This is a genomic window from Pseudomonas sp. Marseille-Q5117 (assembly GCF_946901175.1).
In the GTDB taxonomy this organism is placed as follows: Bacteria; Pseudomonadota; Gammaproteobacteria; order Pseudomonadales; family Pseudomonadaceae; genus Aquipseudomonas; species Aquipseudomonas iranensis.
The window spans coordinates 334,295-349,319 of sequence record NZ_CAMPPP010000004.1 but is presented as its reverse complement, the minus strand read 5'-3'; the positions used below and the strand labels follow the sequence as shown (position 1 = coordinate 349,319).

Annotated in this window: 16 protein-coding genes; 6 read left to right on the top strand and 10 right to left on the bottom strand. The window is 59.1% G+C overall.

Translation table 11 applies throughout. The features are described 5' to 3' along the window. Positions 1–116: 116 nt before the first annotated feature. Together OC605_RS09995 and OC605_RS09990 are read left to right on the top strand one after the other, a co-directional pair. Positions 117–1,031 carry a flagellar protein MotY gene (locus tag OC605_RS09995; protein ID WP_186567569.1) on the top strand — a complete coding sequence of 305 codons (915 nt, stop codon included), beginning with the start codon at positions 117–119 and terminating at the stop codon, positions 1,029–1,031. Positions 1,032–1,160: 129 nt separating this feature from the next. Beyond that, complete coding sequence (locus OC605_RS09990) at positions 1,161–2,378, top strand: argininosuccinate synthase (protein WP_007953201.1); 1,218 nt, start codon at positions 1,161–1,163, stop codon at positions 2,376–2,378. A 121-nt stretch (positions 2,379–2,499) separates the two neighbouring features. On the opposite strand, the gene OC605_RS09985 is transcribed toward OC605_RS09990, so the two are convergent. Continuing rightward, positions 2,500–3,213: a hypothetical protein gene (locus OC605_RS09985; protein ID WP_186567570.1), complete on the bottom strand. Its 714-nt coding sequence runs from the start codon at positions 3,211–3,213 to the stop codon at positions 2,500–2,502. Between the two features lie 431 nt (positions 3,214–3,644). Between OC605_RS09985 and OC605_RS09980 the strand changes: the two genes are divergently transcribed. Continuing rightward, a complete protein-coding gene (locus tag OC605_RS09980) occupies positions 3,645–4,271 on the top strand; it encodes a response regulator transcription factor (RefSeq protein WP_129997567.1) in 627 nt (208 codons plus the stop codon). Between the two features lie 88 nt (positions 4,272–4,359). Here the strand turns inward: OC605_RS09980 and OC605_RS09975 are convergent, their stop codons facing one another. The 8 genes from OC605_RS09975 to metG form a co-directional block, all read right to left on the bottom strand. Further along, positions 4,360–4,539: a PA3496 family putative envelope integrity protein gene (locus tag OC605_RS09975; RefSeq protein ID WP_125925647.1), complete on the bottom strand. Its 180-nt coding sequence runs from the start codon at positions 4,537–4,539 to the stop codon at positions 4,360–4,362. Positions 4,540–4,646: 107 nt separating this feature from the next. Then, positions 4,647–5,285, bottom strand: a complete 639-nt coding sequence (nth, locus tag OC605_RS09970; RefSeq protein WP_016773410.1) for an endonuclease III — start codon at positions 5,283–5,285, stop codon at positions 4,647–4,649. Next, positions 5,282–5,854, bottom strand: a complete 573-nt coding sequence (locus OC605_RS09965) for an Rnf-Nqr domain containing protein (protein ID WP_024014156.1) — start codon at positions 5,852–5,854, stop codon at positions 5,282–5,284. The genes nth and OC605_RS09965 overlap by 4 nt, the downstream gene beginning before the upstream one ends. Beyond that, the gene (locus OC605_RS09960; protein ID WP_262136821.1) at positions 5,851–6,459 is read right to left on the bottom strand and encodes an RnfABCDGE type electron transport complex subunit G; all 609 of its coding nucleotides are present in this window, start codon (positions 6,457–6,459) and stop codon (positions 5,851–5,853) included. The genes OC605_RS09965 and OC605_RS09960 overlap by 4 nt, the downstream gene beginning before the upstream one ends. Next, positions 6,456–7,439 carry an RnfABCDGE type electron transport complex subunit D gene (locus OC605_RS09955; protein ID WP_262136819.1) on the bottom strand — a complete coding sequence of 328 codons (984 nt, stop codon included), beginning with the start codon at positions 7,437–7,439 and terminating at the stop codon, positions 6,456–6,458. Before OC605_RS09955 ends, OC605_RS09960 begins: the two co-directional genes overlap by 4 nt. Further along, complete coding sequence (gene rsxB / locus OC605_RS09950) at positions 7,426–8,430, bottom strand: electron transport complex subunit RsxB (protein WP_262136817.1); 1,005 nt, start codon at positions 8,428–8,430, stop codon at positions 7,426–7,428. The genes OC605_RS09955 and rsxB overlap by 14 nt, the downstream gene beginning before the upstream one ends. Continuing rightward, complete coding sequence (locus OC605_RS09945; protein ID WP_262136815.1) at positions 8,427–8,996, bottom strand: Rnf-Nqr domain containing protein; 570 nt, start codon at positions 8,994–8,996, stop codon at positions 8,427–8,429. The genes rsxB and OC605_RS09945 overlap by 4 nt, the downstream gene beginning before the upstream one ends. A 114-nt stretch (positions 8,997–9,110) precedes the next feature. After that, positions 9,111–11,162: a methionine--tRNA ligase gene (gene metG, locus OC605_RS09940; protein WP_122752244.1), complete on the bottom strand. Its 2,052-nt coding sequence runs from the start codon at positions 11,160–11,162 to the stop codon at positions 9,111–9,113. Between the two features lie 319 nt (positions 11,163–11,481). Here metG and apbC point away from each other — a divergent pair, with 319 nt between their 5' ends. Continuing rightward, positions 11,482–12,576, top strand: a complete 1,095-nt coding sequence (apbC, locus tag OC605_RS09935; protein ID WP_130926783.1) for an iron-sulfur cluster carrier protein ApbC — start codon at positions 11,482–11,484, stop codon at positions 12,574–12,576. Between the two features lie 131 nt (positions 12,577–12,707). On the opposite strand, the gene OC605_RS09930 is transcribed toward apbC, so the two are convergent. Beyond that, positions 12,708–13,466: an SDR family oxidoreductase gene (locus tag OC605_RS09930; protein ID WP_016773416.1), complete on the bottom strand. Its 759-nt coding sequence runs from the start codon at positions 13,464–13,466 to the stop codon at positions 12,708–12,710. 163 nt (positions 13,467–13,629) lie between these two features. On the opposite strand from OC605_RS09930, the gene OC605_RS09925 reads away from it, so the two are divergent. Further along, positions 13,630–14,355 carry a HugZ family protein gene (locus OC605_RS09925; RefSeq protein WP_133338587.1) on the top strand — a complete coding sequence of 242 codons (726 nt, stop codon included), beginning with the start codon at positions 13,630–13,632 and terminating at the stop codon, positions 14,353–14,355. A 71-nt stretch (positions 14,356–14,426) separates the two neighbouring features. After that, positions 14,427–14,903 carry an FxsA family protein gene (locus OC605_RS09920; RefSeq protein ID WP_016773418.1) on the top strand — a complete coding sequence of 159 codons (477 nt, stop codon included), beginning with the start codon at positions 14,427–14,429 and terminating at the stop codon, positions 14,901–14,903. Positions 14,904–15,025: the final 122 nt, after the last annotated feature.

The following is a 15,025-nucleotide window of genomic DNA, read 5'->3' as shown; positions in this document are numbered from 1 at the left end:
AAGACTCTTGCAGGCACCCGCTATCAAGTTTTGCCACACGCGTCCGATATCCCGAAGGTATGCCGTAAACATTGTGTGAATCGGTGTTTGTGTTTCACAAGCCAATGGAGCCTCCCGTGCGCCAGTGTTATTTAGCCCTGCTCAGTGTGTTTGCCAGCCTTCCCGCGATGGCGCTGACTTACCAGACCCGTCTGGAGAACATTGAGTGGACGGTCGCCGGCGACCAGTTCGAATGCCGCCTGACGCAGCCGATCACCGATTTCGGCTCGGGCGAGTTCGTGCGCAAGGCCGGTGAACAGGCGATCTTTCGCCTGAATGCCTACAACGCCATGCTTGGCGGCGGTTCGGCGACCTTGCTCGCTGCCGCTGCACCGTGGCAGCCAGGGCGTGGCGACATCAATCTGGGCTCTGTGCGTCTGGGCAGCGGCAATGTGTTGTTCAACAGCTCGCAATCCCAGGCCGGGGGATTGATCAGCGGTCTGCTGGACGGTCGCAGCCCGGTGGTACGTCGTGCGTCTGGCGATGGCCGCGTCTCCGAAGTGCGTTTGTTGCCGGTGAAATTCAGCAAGGCGTTCAACGACTATCAAGGCTGTGTGGCGAAATTGCTGCCGCAGAATTTCGACCAGATCAAGCAGTCGCAGATCGGCTTCCCCGGCGAAGGCGTTGAGCTGGACCCGGCTGCCAAGGCCAAGCTGCAAGTGATGCTCGAATACATGAAGGCCGACCCGACGGTGAACCACATTGACCTCGACGGTCACTCCGACAACAGCGGCAATCGTCTGACCAACCGCGAACTGTCGCGCCGCCGCGCGCTGGCGGTGGTGGATTTCTTCAAGGCCAACGGCATTCAGGAATCGCAGATCACCGTGCGTTTCCACGGCGAGCAGTATCCGATCGTGCCCAACACCAGCAAGGCCAATCGTGCGAAGAACCGTCGGGTCAACGTGAAATTGTCGCGCGCCGCACCGACTACCGCCCCGGCTCCGGCGCCGCAAGCGAGTACGCCGGCCACGGCCGCAGCGACTTCCTGACCCGCCGGTCATCGTCGCGCTCTCGACAGATTCTGTCGCTTTGTCGTCTTAAGCTGTCGCGCCTCTGTAAATTATCGCGTTTGAGCGGTAGACTCCCCCGCTTTCCGTAGAACCCCGTGGAGTGATGGCATGGCGGACGTAAACAAGGTCGTTCTGGCGTATTCCGGCGGCCTGGACACTTCGGTGATCCTCAAGTGGCTGCAGGATACTTATAACTGTGAAGTGGTGACCTTCACCGCTGATCTCGGTCAAGGCGAAGAGGTCGAGCCGGCCCGCGCCAAGGCTCAGGCCATGGGCGTCAAAGAAATCTACATCGACGACCTGCGCGAAGAATTCGTGCGTGATTTCGTGTTCCCGATGTTCCGCGCCAACACCGTTTACGAAGGCGAGTACCTGCTGGGTACTTCCATCGCCCGTCCGCTGATCGCCAAGCGCCTGATCGAAATCGCCAACGAAACCGGCGCTGACGCCATTTCCCACGGCGCCACCGGCAAGGGCAACGACCAGGTGCGCTTCGAACTGGGCGCCTACGCGCTCAAGCCAGGCGTGAAAGTGATCGCCCCTTGGCGCGAGTGGGACCTGCTGTCCCGCGAGAAGCTGATGGACTACGCCGAGAAGCACGCGATCCCGATCGAACGCCATGGCAAGAAAAAATCCCCGTACTCGATGGACGCCAACCTGCTGCACATCTCTTATGAAGGCGGCGTGCTGGAAGACACCTGGACCGAGCACGAAGAAGACATGTGGCGCTGGACCGTCTCCCCGGAGAAGGCTCCCGACACCCCGCAGTACCTGGAACTGACCTACCGCAACGGCGACATCGTCGCGCTGGACGGCGTCGAAATGACCCCGGCCACCGTACTGGCGACGCTGAACAAGATCGGCGGCGAGCACGGCATCGGTCGTCTCGACATCGTCGAAAACCGTTATGTCGGCATGAAGTCCCGTGGCTGCTACGAAACCCCGGGCGGCACCATCATGCTGCGCGCTCACCGCGCCATCGAGTCGATCACTCTGGATCGCGAAGTTGCTCACCTCAAAGACGAGCTGATGCCCAAGTATGCCAGCCTGATCTACACCGGTTACTGGTGGAGCCCTGAGCGTCTGATGCTGCAACAGATGATCGACGCTTCGCAGGTCAACGTGAACGGCGTAGTGCGCCTGAAGCTGTACAAGGGCAACGTCATCGTCACCGGTCGCAAGTCCGACGATTCGCTGTTCGACGCCAACATCGCCACCTTCGAAGAAGATGGCGGCGCTTACAACCAAGCCGATGCGGCGGGCTTCATCAAGCTCAACGCGCTGCGCATGCGTATTGCTGCCAACAAGGGCCGCAAGTTGTTCTGATTTATTCGGACCGACGCGCAATAAAAAAAGGCGGCCTGTTCGGGGCCGCCTTTTTTTTGGAATTTTGTCTGATCATCAGGCTGGTCTCTCGTCTTCCCGCGTGCAGCGCATGACTCATCTGTCAGCTTGTTCTTCCCAGCAACGTGACTGTTTGTGAGCACAGGTTGTAAACGATACACAGCGTCGCACCTGAGCCTTTCTTTGCTTGTCTGATCTGCTGCAATGCCGTGTGAGCCGGCGAGTCCGAGACGTGATTGGATAGAAAGACCAACACTCGCGCGGTTTTTTTATCGGTCCCCCGCAGAGTTTCGAGAATCGCATCGAATTCTCTGGGTGCATCAACGTCTCTGGCATCGATGATGTTCAGTTCGCTTATCAGCGGTGACAGCTTGATCGCCTGGACGACCGGGTTGGCCTGACTGGCCATAGCAAGTGGCGGGTCGGGCGAATTGTGAGTTCTGCATGCGCGCTGGATTCCACCTCCCGCAGGGTTGCTTGACACGATGCAGCTCGTTATTTCGAAAGCGCGCGATCCATCGGTTTTTCGCAACGGTACTTTTCGCTCGCCGTCACGTTCCTGATTTTCTGTCGTCTTCAAAAAATTCTTGTCTTTGCCGAAGTCCGAAGGCGAATAGAGCGAGCGGTGGTTAAAGTTAAGAGTGAGGAAAAAAAGAAATAACAGGTAAAACGGAAAGCTGATCAGGAACCACACATAAATTTCCCGATCCTTGTTGTCGAGAAACGGTAGCGAGACCGCAGCGGAAGTTTCCGAAAGGATGGCAAATATGGCGATAACCGTCATCGGGTTGGTTATCTTGTTCTTTATCTTGAGCATGCTCGAGTTCTATGTGATTTGGTGAAGGTTGAGTATTACTATTTATAGTAAAAGCATTGGTTAAAGTTTCAGACTGTTGTTTCAAGTTTTATGGAGCAGGTGTTGGCGCGGCGATTGGCGAGTTGGCAGGTCGTTACCTGATGTGTCTGCTACGCACTCGGCAAGAGCAGGAAGACGAGTGTCAAATCTGCTGCATGAGAGGTCGGCGCCGCGTAGGACAGTCGTGCATCAAAAGGGAGTTTGGTACGGACTTGAAAGAAAAAAGTGCGGTTGTGGTGGTGTAGCTCGGGTCGATTTGTGGGAATTATCCTCAATGCCTGTAGGGAATGTCTCTCGATGCAACTGGGTGTAAAAGTTGCTGTGCTTTGAAGCAAGTCACTGGGATATCGTGCGTGTTCTAAAAATTCGAACAGCGAAAACTGGACTTGCCCATGAATAAAGTGCTGATCGTGGATGACCATCCCGTCATTCGACTTGCGGTGCGTATGCTGATGGAACGGCATGGCTACGAAGTCATTGCAGAAACGGATAACGGCGTTGATGCACTGCAAATTGCTCGCGAACAAATGCCTGATCTTGTCATTCTGGATATTGGAATACCCAAACTCGATGGGCTGGAAGTTATTGCGCGCCTGACTTCCACCGCCATGCCGGTGAAAGTTCTGGTGCTGACCTCCCAGGCTCCCGGACATTTTTCCATGCGCTGCATGCAGTCAGGCGCTGCGGGATATGTATGCAAACAGCAGGATCTGACCGAGTTGCTGAGTGCGATCAAGGCAGTTCTATCCGGCTACAGCTATTTTCCCAATCAGGCGCTGCATACTGTGCGCACCAGTCTGGGCAATGCAAGTGAAGCGGACATGGTTGATCGTCTGTCCGGGCGGGAAATGATGGTGTTGCAGCAATTGGCGCGCGGCAAGACCAACAAGGAAATCGCCGACGGCATGTTTTTGAGCAACAAGACTGTAAGCACTTACAAGACTCGCCTGTTGCTGAAACTCAATGCGCGGTCTCTGGTTGATCTGATCGAGTTGGCGCAGCGCAACGGCCTGGTTTGAACGATTCGACAGCTGAGACCGTCATGGGCCGATCAAGCTCGGTTGTCGCAGAAAATGAAAAGCCTCCGCTTCGGGAGGCCTTCAGGTATCACAGATCAAAATCGTAATCGGCCAATTGCCTTTGCAGTCGGCGCTCCTCAAGCAGGTTGTCGATTGTGCGACGCTTGCTGAGGTTGGTCTTCGCCACCTCGACCACCGGTTCGATCTCATCGGCCTCGACGGCAATAAAATCTTCTTCTACATCCAGTTGCTCTTTGTCGGTACTCATGAAGTCAACTCCCGGCTAAGACTGCCTTTGGCGCTCCTTATATCGACATTACTGCGGCGGGTAAAAAAGATTTTTTCAATCGATGGATACGAAAAACCGATGACGGCTCAATCGTCAGAAGTTTTATGTTTGTATTCGCACAGATCTTCGATGCGGCAGCTGCCACAGCGCGGTTTACGCGCCAGGCAAACATAGCGGCCATGCAAAATCAGCCAGTGATGGGAGTCGAGCAGGAATTCTTTCGGTACAAACTTCATCAGCTTCATTTCAACTTCCACCACATTTTTCCCGGGCGCGATGCCGGTGCGATTGCTGACGCGGAAAATGTGCGTGTCGACCGCCATGGTCAATTGACGGAAAGCGGTGTTGAGCACCACGTTGGCGGTCTTGCGCCCGACGCCGGGCAGGGCTTCCAGTTCTTCTCGGGTTTGCGGAACTTCGCCGCCGTGGCGTTCAACCAGCAAACGGCAGGTTTCAATGACGTTCTTCGCTTTGCTGTTGTACAGGCCGATGGTCTTGATGTACTCCGACAGCCCCTCTACACCCAGCGCATGAATCGCGGCGGGTGTATTGGCGACGGGAAAGAGTTTGGCCGTCGCCTTGTTGACCCCGACATCGGTGGACTGCGCCGAAAGAATCACCGCAATCAGCAGCTCGAACGGCGAAGAGTAGGCCAGTTCGGTTTTCGGCTCGGGATTGTCTTCGTGCAGTCGGCGAAATATCTCAAGACGTTTTGCAGCATTCATGGGCGATGCGTTTCCTTGATGACAGAGTTGCGGGGTGTCCACGCTTGACGTACGGCGAGAAGCAGGCCCAGTAAAACCAAAGCGCCGGGGACCAGCGTAAACAGCTGCAGCCCATCGGGGAACAAAACCAGACCTTGCCAATGCTCCGAAAGGCCTCGGCCAAGGCTGCCATAACCGATGATCTCGCGCAGCCCGCCGACCACCAGCATGAGCGCGCCGAACAAGGCGCAGCGTTTTAAGCTGACAGCGACGGGCTCGCGGAAGGCACCGTGGTATTCAAGCACGACGCAGTGCAAGGCGATCAGCCCTATGTAGAGCTCAGACGTCTGCTGCCATGACAAAAGCCAGCGTTGCGCCATGATGTTTGCGCAACTGGTCAGCGTCGCGGCAAGTATCAGGCTGGCTAGCAACGCACGGGTGCCCGTCAGGCGTTCGCGCAGCGGCGACATGCAAACGGCAAAAACGCCGAGCACCGCGCCGAGCATCAAGGTTATCCCCAGTGCAGCGCTGAGTGTTTGTGTGGCGCCCAATAGCGGCACCAGCATCAATAAACTCGCCGTGCGTTTCATGAGCCAGCCCCTAACAGCAGCGCCTGATGCTCATCGAAATAACGCAGTGCGTCATGAATCGCGTTGATGGCGGCACGGGAGGTAATGGTCGCGCCAGCGATTTGATCGAACTGCCCCTGATCCTTTTTCAGCGCCCAACCGGCGTCCGTCGGCTCAGTGCGGGATTTGCCGAGGAAGGTCTGAAGCCAGGCATTCGGCCGTTCACCGATGTGACCACCCAATCCCGGCGTTTCGCGCTGCTCAAGGGTTTTCACGCCTAGAACTCTGCCGTTTGCATCGATGGCTATCAGCAGTTCCAGAGTGCCTGCGTAACCTTCGCTGCGACTGCGCAACAGCACCGCAACTGTCTGTCCGGAGCGGGTCGCTCGATAGCCGCCTGACAGCGTGCTATGGCGCAAAACAGGCTCGGTGAGCTTCGTCAGCGGTTGCTCCAGCGGCTGATTGTCGTAGAGCGCGGCAGGCATGACATCGAGCAGTTGGCGGCTTTCGAGCAAGCGCTGCTCGCTGGCAATCTGCGGTGCACTGCTGCGCTGCAGCACGTATGTTGCGCTCGCGCCAATGAGTGCCAGCAGCACCAGGGTCGCGACACTCGCTGGGCCGTTCACGCGGTCACCTTCGACTGGCGGCTGGCGGCGAAGCGCTCCAACGTCGGCACCAGCAGATTCATCAGCAATACCGCAAACGCGACGCCGTCCGGGTATCCGCCCCATGTGCGAATCAGGTACGTGAGCAAGCCGACGCCAATGCCGAACAGCAGGCGGGCGAGGGCGCTTTTCGCGCCGGACACAGGTTCTGTCACGATAAAAAATGCACCGAGCATGGTTGCGCCGCTGAGCAGATGAAACAGCGGCGAACCATGGGAATCGGACCCCGATCCGTTCCAGCACAACAGGCTGATGAGGAACAGACTGGCGAGCATCCCCACCGGCGCATGCCAGGAGAAGATCCGCCGCTGCAACAGCCACAGACCGCCGAGCAGAAACGCCAGATTCACCCATTCCACACCGCGCCCGCCGAAGCGGCCGAAGGCCGGGTTGCTGGCGAACAGCTCATCGATGGTCAGGCTTTTATTGATGCGCAGACTGTCCAGTGCCGTGGCCTGAACCCAGGCGTCCGGCGCTTGAGCCGGGTTGAAAACCTGTTGCAGCGCCGAAAGGAAATCAAGGCCATGGCCCGGCCAGTGCGTCATCCCTTGCGGGAACAGCACGATGCTCAAGGCGAAGCCAAGCATGGCTGGGTTGAACGGATTTTTACCAACCCCGCCGTACAGGTGTTTGCCGAATAACAAGCCTGAAATGGTCGCGGTGATCGTCAGCCACCAAGGGCAATAGGCGGGAAGCGCAACGGCCAGCAACAGCGCACTGACCAGTGCACTGCCATCACGCAGTGCCGCTTGCACCGCTTGCCGACGCAAATGGGCGACCCCGGCTTCGACGAGCAAAGCACTGGCAACCGCCAACAGCAGATTGATCAACACGCCCCAGCCATACAACCAGAACAAAGCGAGCAGCCCCGGCAGCGCTGCGAGCAGCACGGTATTCATCGCCTGTTGCAGGCGATCGTCCGCTGCCTCAAGGGGTGGCATGGTCTTGCACCTGGCGCTCGGCGTCAGTCACGGCTTGCTCCAGTGCTGCGATCTGCTCCGGCGCAGCCTCCGCTGCCTGAGCCTTTTTCAACTCGGCGCGGCGCATGGCCAACTGGATCTTGGCTCGCTTGAGTTCGGCGTCGTTGCTCGGAGCAGAGACGGCGGGAATCACCGGTTGGCTGCTTTCCAGCTTCGCCAGTGCTTGCTCGGCGGCTTCGAATTGTTGCTGCAGGACGGTCAGTTGCGACTGCTGTTCGAACGTCAGCGGATGGCCGAAAGCTTTCAGCGATTTATGCAACTGAGCCCGACTCATCGCCACATCGACCTTGGCCTTCTTCAGCGCCGCATCTGCGTTCGCGGCTTTTTGCGCACGCACCCGCTCCAGCGCAGCCTGCACCGGGTCGCCGGTCGATACTTGCGGTTGTACCGCACGCGCGGCTCGCGCTTCACGTTCGGCCTGCTTTTGCTGTTCTTCACGCAGCAGGCGCTGGTTGCGGCGCTCGAAACGCTGGCGCGCGTGGTCACGTTTGATCGCGCGGGCGCGCTGTTCTTCAAGATCGAATGCGAGACCGCCAACCACTGGGATCGTGTTCGCAGGCAAAGGATGCATTTCGATGCAATCGACCGGGCACGGCGCAACGCACAGATCACAACCGGTGCACTCGTCGATCAGCACCGTGTGCATGAGTTTTGCCGCGCCGACGATGGCGTCGACCGGGCAGGCCTGAATGCACTTGGTGCAGCCGATGCATTCGGCCTCGCGGATGAAGGCGACTTGCGGCGGTGCCGGGCCACGGCTGATATCCAGTTCCAGGACCGGTATTTTCAACAGCTCGGCCAGGGCAGCGATGGTTTCTTCGCCGCCCGGCGGGCACTTGTTGATCGGCTCGCCGTCAACAATGCCTTGCGCATAGGGTTTGCATCCAGGATGTCCGCACTTGCCGCATTGGGTCTGCGGCAGCAGGGCATCGATGCGTTGAAGCAGACTCATGTTTTGATCAATCCACTGAATCCGAGAAAAATCACTGCGATCAGTCCGGCGCTGATCAGATCGATCGGCAGGCCGCGAAAGGGCAGGGGAATATCGTTGTCGGCCGTGCGCTCGCGCAGATCGCAGAACACACTCAACACCAGCCAGAAACCCAGCCCGGCGCCGAAGCTCAACGCCGTTGCGTGCAGCAGGCCTTGATCATTTTGCGCATTGATCAACGCCAGCCCGAGTACGCCGGCATTGCCGAGCAGCAGCGGCCACAATCCAGCGAACGGCCAATCCGGCAGCCCGCCCGCCAGCAGTTTCAGCAGCGGCGCGATCAACAACACACTCAATGGCAGAAACACGAACAGGCGCAGCGCTTCAAGCTGCAACGGCACCAATATCCACTGCCAGATCGCCTGACCGATAACGCCGACCACCACCATCAGGCACAACGTCGCCAACCCCAGCGCATGGACCTGGCGTCGGCTGCCCGCCAACAGCGGAGCGACGCCCAGCGGCCAGTGCAACACCAAGTTGTTGAGCAGCGCAGCACTGATCAGCGTTAACACGAGTTCGGTCATGGTTCTGCCAGCGAAACGGGCGGGTGTCTCTTAAGGGTAGGCACTATCGGGCCAGATATGAAAAATCCCACCGGCATGCAGAGCACGTCGGTGGGATCGTTTTATCGCAACGCCTTACTTGATGCGCTGACCCGGCTTGGCGCCGCTGTCAGGGCTCAGCAGGTAGATCTCTTCACCACCAGGGCCCGCCGCCATCACCATGCCTTCGGAAATACCGAACTTCATTTTCCGTGGCTTGAGGTTGGCGATCATCATGGTCAGGCGACCGTCGAGCTTGGACGGGTCCGGATACGCGCTCTTGATCCCGGAGAACACGTTGCGTTGCTCGTCACCGATGTCGAGGGTCAGGCGCAACAGCTTGTCCGCGCCTTCGACGTGTTCGGCCTTGACGATCAAAGCGACGCGCAAATCGATGGCGGCAAAGGCGTCGAAATCGATTTCCGGCGACAGCGGATCCTTGGCCAGTTCGCCGTTGCCTGCAGGGGCGGCTGCGCCAGTGTCGGTCTGGCTGGCGGTCAGGTCTTCCTTGGAGGCGTCGGTCATGGCTTGCACTTTTACCGGGTCGATGCGGGTCATCAACGGTTTGAATTCGTTGAGCTGGTGGTTGGCCAGCAGGGTGGTGTGGTCATTCCAGGTCAGCGGCGCGACGTTGAGGAACGCCTCGGCATCAGCGGCCAGCAGCGGCAGTACCGGTTTGAGGAAGATCACCAACTGGCGGAACAGGTTGATGCCGGTGGCGCAGATCGCCTGGACTTCATCCTGCTTGCCTTCCTGCTTGTTCAACGACCACGGCGCCTTGTCGGCGATCCAGGCGTTGGCGCGGTCAGCCAGGGCCATGGTTTCACGCATGGCGCGGGCGAAGTCGCGGGCCTCGTAAGCGTCGGCAATGCTCGGCGCGGCGGCGAGGAAGGCCTCGGTCAGCTCCGGCGCGGCATTGTTGTCGACCAGCAGGCCGCCGTTGCCTTTGTGGATAAATCCGGCGCAACGGCTGGCGATGTTGACCACTTTGCCGACCAGGTCGGAGTTGACCTTCTGCACGAAGTCTTCGAGGTTCAGGTCGAGGTCATCGACGCCACGGCCCAGCTTGGCCGCGTAGTAATAGCGCAGGTATTCCGGCGACAGATGATCGAGATAAGTGCGGGCCTTGATGAAGGTGCCGCGCGACTTGGACATTTTCTGGCCATTGACGGTCAGGTAGCCGTGCACGTTGATGCCGGTCGGCTTGCGGTAGCCGGCGCCTTCGAGCATGGCTGGCCAGAACAGCGCATGGAAATTGACGATGTCCTTGCCGATGAAGTGGTACAGCTCGGCAGTCGAGTCCTTGCCCCAGAACGCGTCGAAGTCCAGCTCCGGCGTGCGGTTGCAGAGGTTCTTGAAGCTGGCCATGTAACCGATCGGCGCATCCAGCCAGACGTAGAAATACTTGCCCGGTTCGCCCGGAATCTCGAAACCGAAGTACGGCGCATCGCGGGAAATGTCCCACTGCTGCAGGCCGGCATCCAGCCATTCGGCGATCTTGTTGGCCACGGCGTCCTGCAGGGTGCCGCTGCGGGTCCAGGCCTGCAGCATTTGCTGGAAATCCGGCAGCTTGAAGAAGAAGTGCTGGGAATCCTTGAGCACCGGGGTGGCGCCGGAGATCGCCGACTTCGGATCCTTCAGGTCGGTCGGTGCGTAGGTCGCGCCGCATTTTTCGCAGTTGTCGCCGTACTGGTCTTCGGTGCCGCATTTCGGGCAGGTGCCCTTGATGAAGCGGTCGGCCAGGAACATTTTCTTTTCCGGGTCGAAATACTGCGTGATCGAACGCTGGGCGATGTGCCCGGCGTCACGCAGCTTGAGGTAGATCTGGCTCGACAGCTCACGGTTTTCTTCGGCGTGAGTGGAGTGGAAATTGTCGAAATCGACGAGGAAGTCGGCAAAGTCGGCGCTGTGTTCAGCCTGCACGTTGGCGATCAGTTGTTCCGGGGTGATGCCTTCCTTTTCCGCGCGCAGCATGATCGCCGAACCGTGGGCGTCGTCGGCGCAGACATAGATGCATTGGTTGCCGCGATGCTTCTGGAAGCGCACCCACATATCGGTCTGGATGTATTCCAGCATATGGCCAAGGTGGATCGAACCGTTGGCGTAGGGCAGGGCGCTGGTGACGAGGATCTTGCGTGGCTCGGACATGGGGCTTCGCTACTTGATGAAACGGAGGTCGGCCACTATAAAGCGCCGGCGCATATTTTTCACCCCTGCGCCACTGGGTACTTTGAGAGCTCGGGTGGTGAGGGGATTTATTCCCGCTGGGTGGCGAAGCCGCCCCAAAACCGCAAACATCGATGCATCAGACAGTCCGAGTGCAATGGCTTTACGACTGCTGCGCAGCCGAACGGGGATAAGTCCCCTCACCACAGTGGCTTTTCAGCGCAAGTAATCTGTTCGCCTCAAATCGGTGTCCAGCGTACGATAGCCGCCATCTTTTCCAGTCTTGTTATCGGAGTTGCCCATGAGCGCCGTCACTCGCGCAGCGGTGGAAGCCGTCCTCAGCCAATACACCGACCCTTACCTGAACCAGGACCCGGTCAGCGCCGGTTGCGTGAAAAACATCGAGATCATCGGTGACCGCGTCAATGTGCAGCTGGAAATCGGCTACGCCGCCGGTTTGTTCAAGAGCGGCTGGGCGCAATTGCTGCAACTGGCCATCGAAAACCTTGACGGCGTGGTCATCGCCCGTATCGAGGTCACCAGCGTGATCGCCGCGCACAAGGCCCAGGCGCAGATTCCCGGGCTGGCCAACGTCAAGAACGTCGTCGCCGTCGCTTCCGGCAAGGGCGGCGTGGGCAAATCCACTACCGCTGCCAACCTCGCGCTGGCGCTGGCCCGGGAAGGTGCCAAGGTCGGCATCCTCGACGCCGATATCTACGGCCCGAGCCAGGGCATCATGTTCGGCATTCCCGAACGCACCCGGCCCGAGGTCAAGGATCAGAAATGGTTCGTGCCGCTCAAGGCCCACGGTGTGGAAGTCATGTCGATGGCGTTCCTGACCGACGACAACACGCCGATGGTCTGGCGCGGGCCGATGGTTTCCGGGGCGCTGCTGCAACTGGTCACGCAAACCGCGTGGGGGGATCTGGATTATCTGGTCATCGACATGCCGCCAGGCACCGGCGACATCCAGCTGACCCTGGCGCAGAAAGTCCCGGTGGCCGGCGCGGTGATCGTCACTACGCCGCAGGATCTGGCGCTGCTCGACGCACGCAAAGGCGTGGAAATGTTCCGCAAGGTCAACATTCCGGTGCTGGGCGTGGTGGAAAACATGGCGGTGCACATCTGCTCGAACTGCGGGCATGCCGAGCATCTGTTCGGTGAAGGCGGCGGCGAGAAACTGGCCACCCAATACGGCGTCGAACTACTGGCCTCACTGCCGCTGTCGATGCTGATCCGCGAACAGGCCGATGGCGGCAAGCCAACCGTAATCGCCGAGCCGGACAGCCAGATTGCCATGGTCTATCAGGAACTGGCCCGCCACGTCGGCGCGCGCATTGTCTTGCAGGAAGCGGCCACGCCGGCGATGCCGAATATCACCATCAGCGACGATTGATCCATCGGCAGCGCTGAAAAACCTGTGGGAGCGAGCTTGCTCGCGTAAGCGGTAGATCAGACAACCAATGGGTTGAATGACACACCGCATTCGCGAGCAGGCTCGCTCCCACATTTGTTTCAGGGTGACAGTCAGATCCGCAACCCGCCATCCATCTCCAGAATCCGCCCGGTGTAGTAGTCGTTCTCGAAGATATACGCCGCCGAATGGGCGATCTCTTCGGGCTTGCCCATGCGCTTGAGCGGAATGCCCGACGTCATCTTTTCCAGCGCTTCCGGCTTCATGCCCAAAGTCATTTCGGTTTCGATGAAGCCCGGCGCGATGCCCGCCACGCGAATGCCGTAACGCGCCAGCTCCTTCGCCCAGGTCACGGTCGCCGCTGCGACGCCGGCCTTGGCTGCGGAATAGTTGGTCTGGCCGACGTTGCCCGCACGGGAGATCGACGAAATGTTGATGATCGCACCGCTGTTCTTCAGCTCGACCATCTTCGCTGCGACTTCACGGGTGCAGAGGAACACGCCGGTCAGGTTGACGTCGATCACCGCCTGCCACTGGGCCAGGCTCATCTTGGTCATCTCACCGTCCTTGACCTTCAGCAGCAGACCATCGCGCAAAATGCCAGCGTTGTTGATCAGGCCGTGGATGGCGCCGAAGTCTTCGGCCACTTGCGCGACCATGTGCTCGACCTGTTCTTCATTGGCGACGTTGCACAGGTAGCTGCGCGCCTCGACACCTTTGGCTTTGCAGGCGGCCACGGCGTCGTCGAGTTTTTCCTGATTCAGATCGACCAGGGCCAGCTTCGCGCCCTTGCCGGCGAAATACTCGGCCATGGAACGGCCCAAACCCTGGCAACCGCCGGTGATAATGATTACTTTGTCGTTGAGTTGCATTCGCATGTCCCGCTGGCAGGTCTGAGTTGTTTTTGTTGTCGGCAACGCTCGATCGGCACCGGTCAGGCCTGGTTGCACACGAACATTTGCCCGATGCGCGCCGGTTACTTTTCGCTGCGCGCCTGTCCGTTTTCTAGACGGAACCCATTTAAGGAGTCACAAATTGAGCGCTGAAGTGGCGAAGAATGCCCGAGAATTGCTTCTCAAGGAATACCGCGGAGTGCTGTCGACCCACTCCAAATCGATGCCGGGTTTTCCCTTTGGCTCGGTCGTGCCGTATTGCCTGGACGAGCAGGGTCGGCCGCTGATCCTGATCAGCCGCATCGCCCAGCACACGCATAACCTGCAGAAAGATCCGAAGTGCTCAATGCTGGTGGGCGAGCGCGAGGCCGACGATGTGCAGGCGGTCGGGCGGCTGACCTATCTGGCCCAAGCGCAGAAACTCGAAGACCCGGCAGCCATCGAGGCTGCCGCCGAGCGTTATTACCGCTATTTCCCTGACTCGCAGAATTATCACCAGGCCCACGATTTCGATTTCTGGGTGCTCAATCCGGTGCGCCATCGTTACATCGGCGGCTTTGGTGCGATCCACTGGATCGACGATCTGACCTTGGCCAACCCGTTCGCCGGCAAGGCGGAAATCAGCATGGTCGAGCACATGAACAGCGACCACGCCAAGGCCATCGCCCATTACGTCGAGCTGGCCGGGCTGCCGAACAGTGTGCCGGCGCAACTGGCCGGGATCGACAGCGAAGGCATGCACCTGCGCATTGGTCAGGCCGTCTACTGGTTGCCCTTCGCTGCGCCATGTAATACGCCGACACAAGTGCGCGAGGCCTTGGTTTCTCTGGCTCACGCCCAGTCCTGGCCGAAAAAAGCGCAAAGTTAAGCTTGAATTCACGCAAGGGCGACGTCATCTAAGGCTTACTGCAAGGCATTTCTTGCGTTGAGGAAACTTTGATGCGCCCTTTTCTGTTGCTCTTTCTGCTGTTTCCAGTGCTGGAGCTGTTCGTATTCGTCAAAGTGGCAGGCTCTATCGGGTTCTTCCCGGCCCTGCTGCTGATCATTCTCGGCTCGATGTTCGGTGTGTTCGTGCTGCGCGTCGCCGGTCTGGCCACCGCATTGCGTGCCCGGGAAAGCCTGAATCGCGGCGAATTGCCCGCGCAGACCATGCTCGAGGGCCTGATGCTGGCACTGGCCGGCGGACTGTTGATCATTCCCGGCTTCATCAGTGATGTGGTCGGTCTGGTGATGCTGCTGCCGGTCACCCGTCGTCTGCTGGCGAACAAGATGCGCCAGCGCGCTGAAGACCAAGCCATGCGCCAGCGCGCCTTCGCCGACGACCTGCAACCCCGTGGCGGCCCGGCCCCGCGCGAACCGCTGGGTCGAGAGCCGAATGTGATCGAAGGCGAGTTCGAACACCGCGACAACAAGTGACATCTGCATCGACACGGCACCTTCGGGTGCCGTGCTCGTTTATGGCTGTTATTTACCGTGTCTGGATGAAAATTTTTTTCCGCCAGCCCTTGTAATCGGCTTGTACGCCCCTATGTATCGGT

Coding starts and splice junctions, on each gene's coding strand:
- OC605_RS09955 (WP_262136819.1), bottom strand. CDS start 7,439: ATGCCACCCCTTGAGGCAGCGGACGATCGCCTGCAACAGGCGATGAAT.
- OC605_RS09930 (WP_016773416.1), bottom strand. CDS start 13,466: ATGCAACTCAACGACAAAGTAATCATTATCACCGGCGGTTGCCAGGGT.
- OC605_RS09975 (WP_125925647.1), bottom strand. CDS start 4,539: ATGAGTACCGACAAAGAGCAACTGGATGTAGAAGAAGATTTTATTGCC.
- nth (WP_016773410.1), bottom strand. CDS start 5,285: ATGAATGCTGCAAAACGTCTTGAGATATTTCGCCGACTGCACGAAGAC.
- OC605_RS09965 (WP_024014156.1), bottom strand. CDS start 5,854: ATGAAACGCACGGCGAGTTTATTGATGCTGGTGCCGCTATTGGGCGCC.
- OC605_RS09980 (WP_129997567.1), top strand. CDS start 3,645: ATGAATAAAGTGCTGATCGTGGATGACCATCCCGTCATTCGACTTGCG.
- OC605_RS09990 (WP_007953201.1), top strand. CDS start 1,161: ATGGCGGACGTAAACAAGGTCGTTCTGGCGTATTCCGGCGGCCTGGAC.
- OC605_RS09985 (WP_186567570.1), bottom strand. CDS start 3,213: ATGCTCAAGATAAAGAACAAGATAACCAACCCGATGACGGTTATCGCC.
- rsxB (WP_262136817.1), bottom strand. CDS start 8,430: ATGAGTCTGCTTCAACGCATCGATGCCCTGCTGCCGCAGACCCAATGC.
- OC605_RS09945 (WP_262136815.1), bottom strand. CDS start 8,996: ATGACCGAACTCGTGTTAACGCTGATCAGTGCTGCGCTGCTCAACAAC.
- OC605_RS09920 (WP_016773418.1), top strand. CDS start 14,427: ATGCGCCCTTTTCTGTTGCTCTTTCTGCTGTTTCCAGTGCTGGAGCTG.
- metG (WP_122752244.1), bottom strand. CDS start 11,162: ATGTCCGAGCCACGCAAGATCCTCGTCACCAGCGCCCTGCCCTACGCC.
- apbC (WP_130926783.1), top strand. CDS start 11,482: ATGAGCGCCGTCACTCGCGCAGCGGTGGAAGCCGTCCTCAGCCAATAC.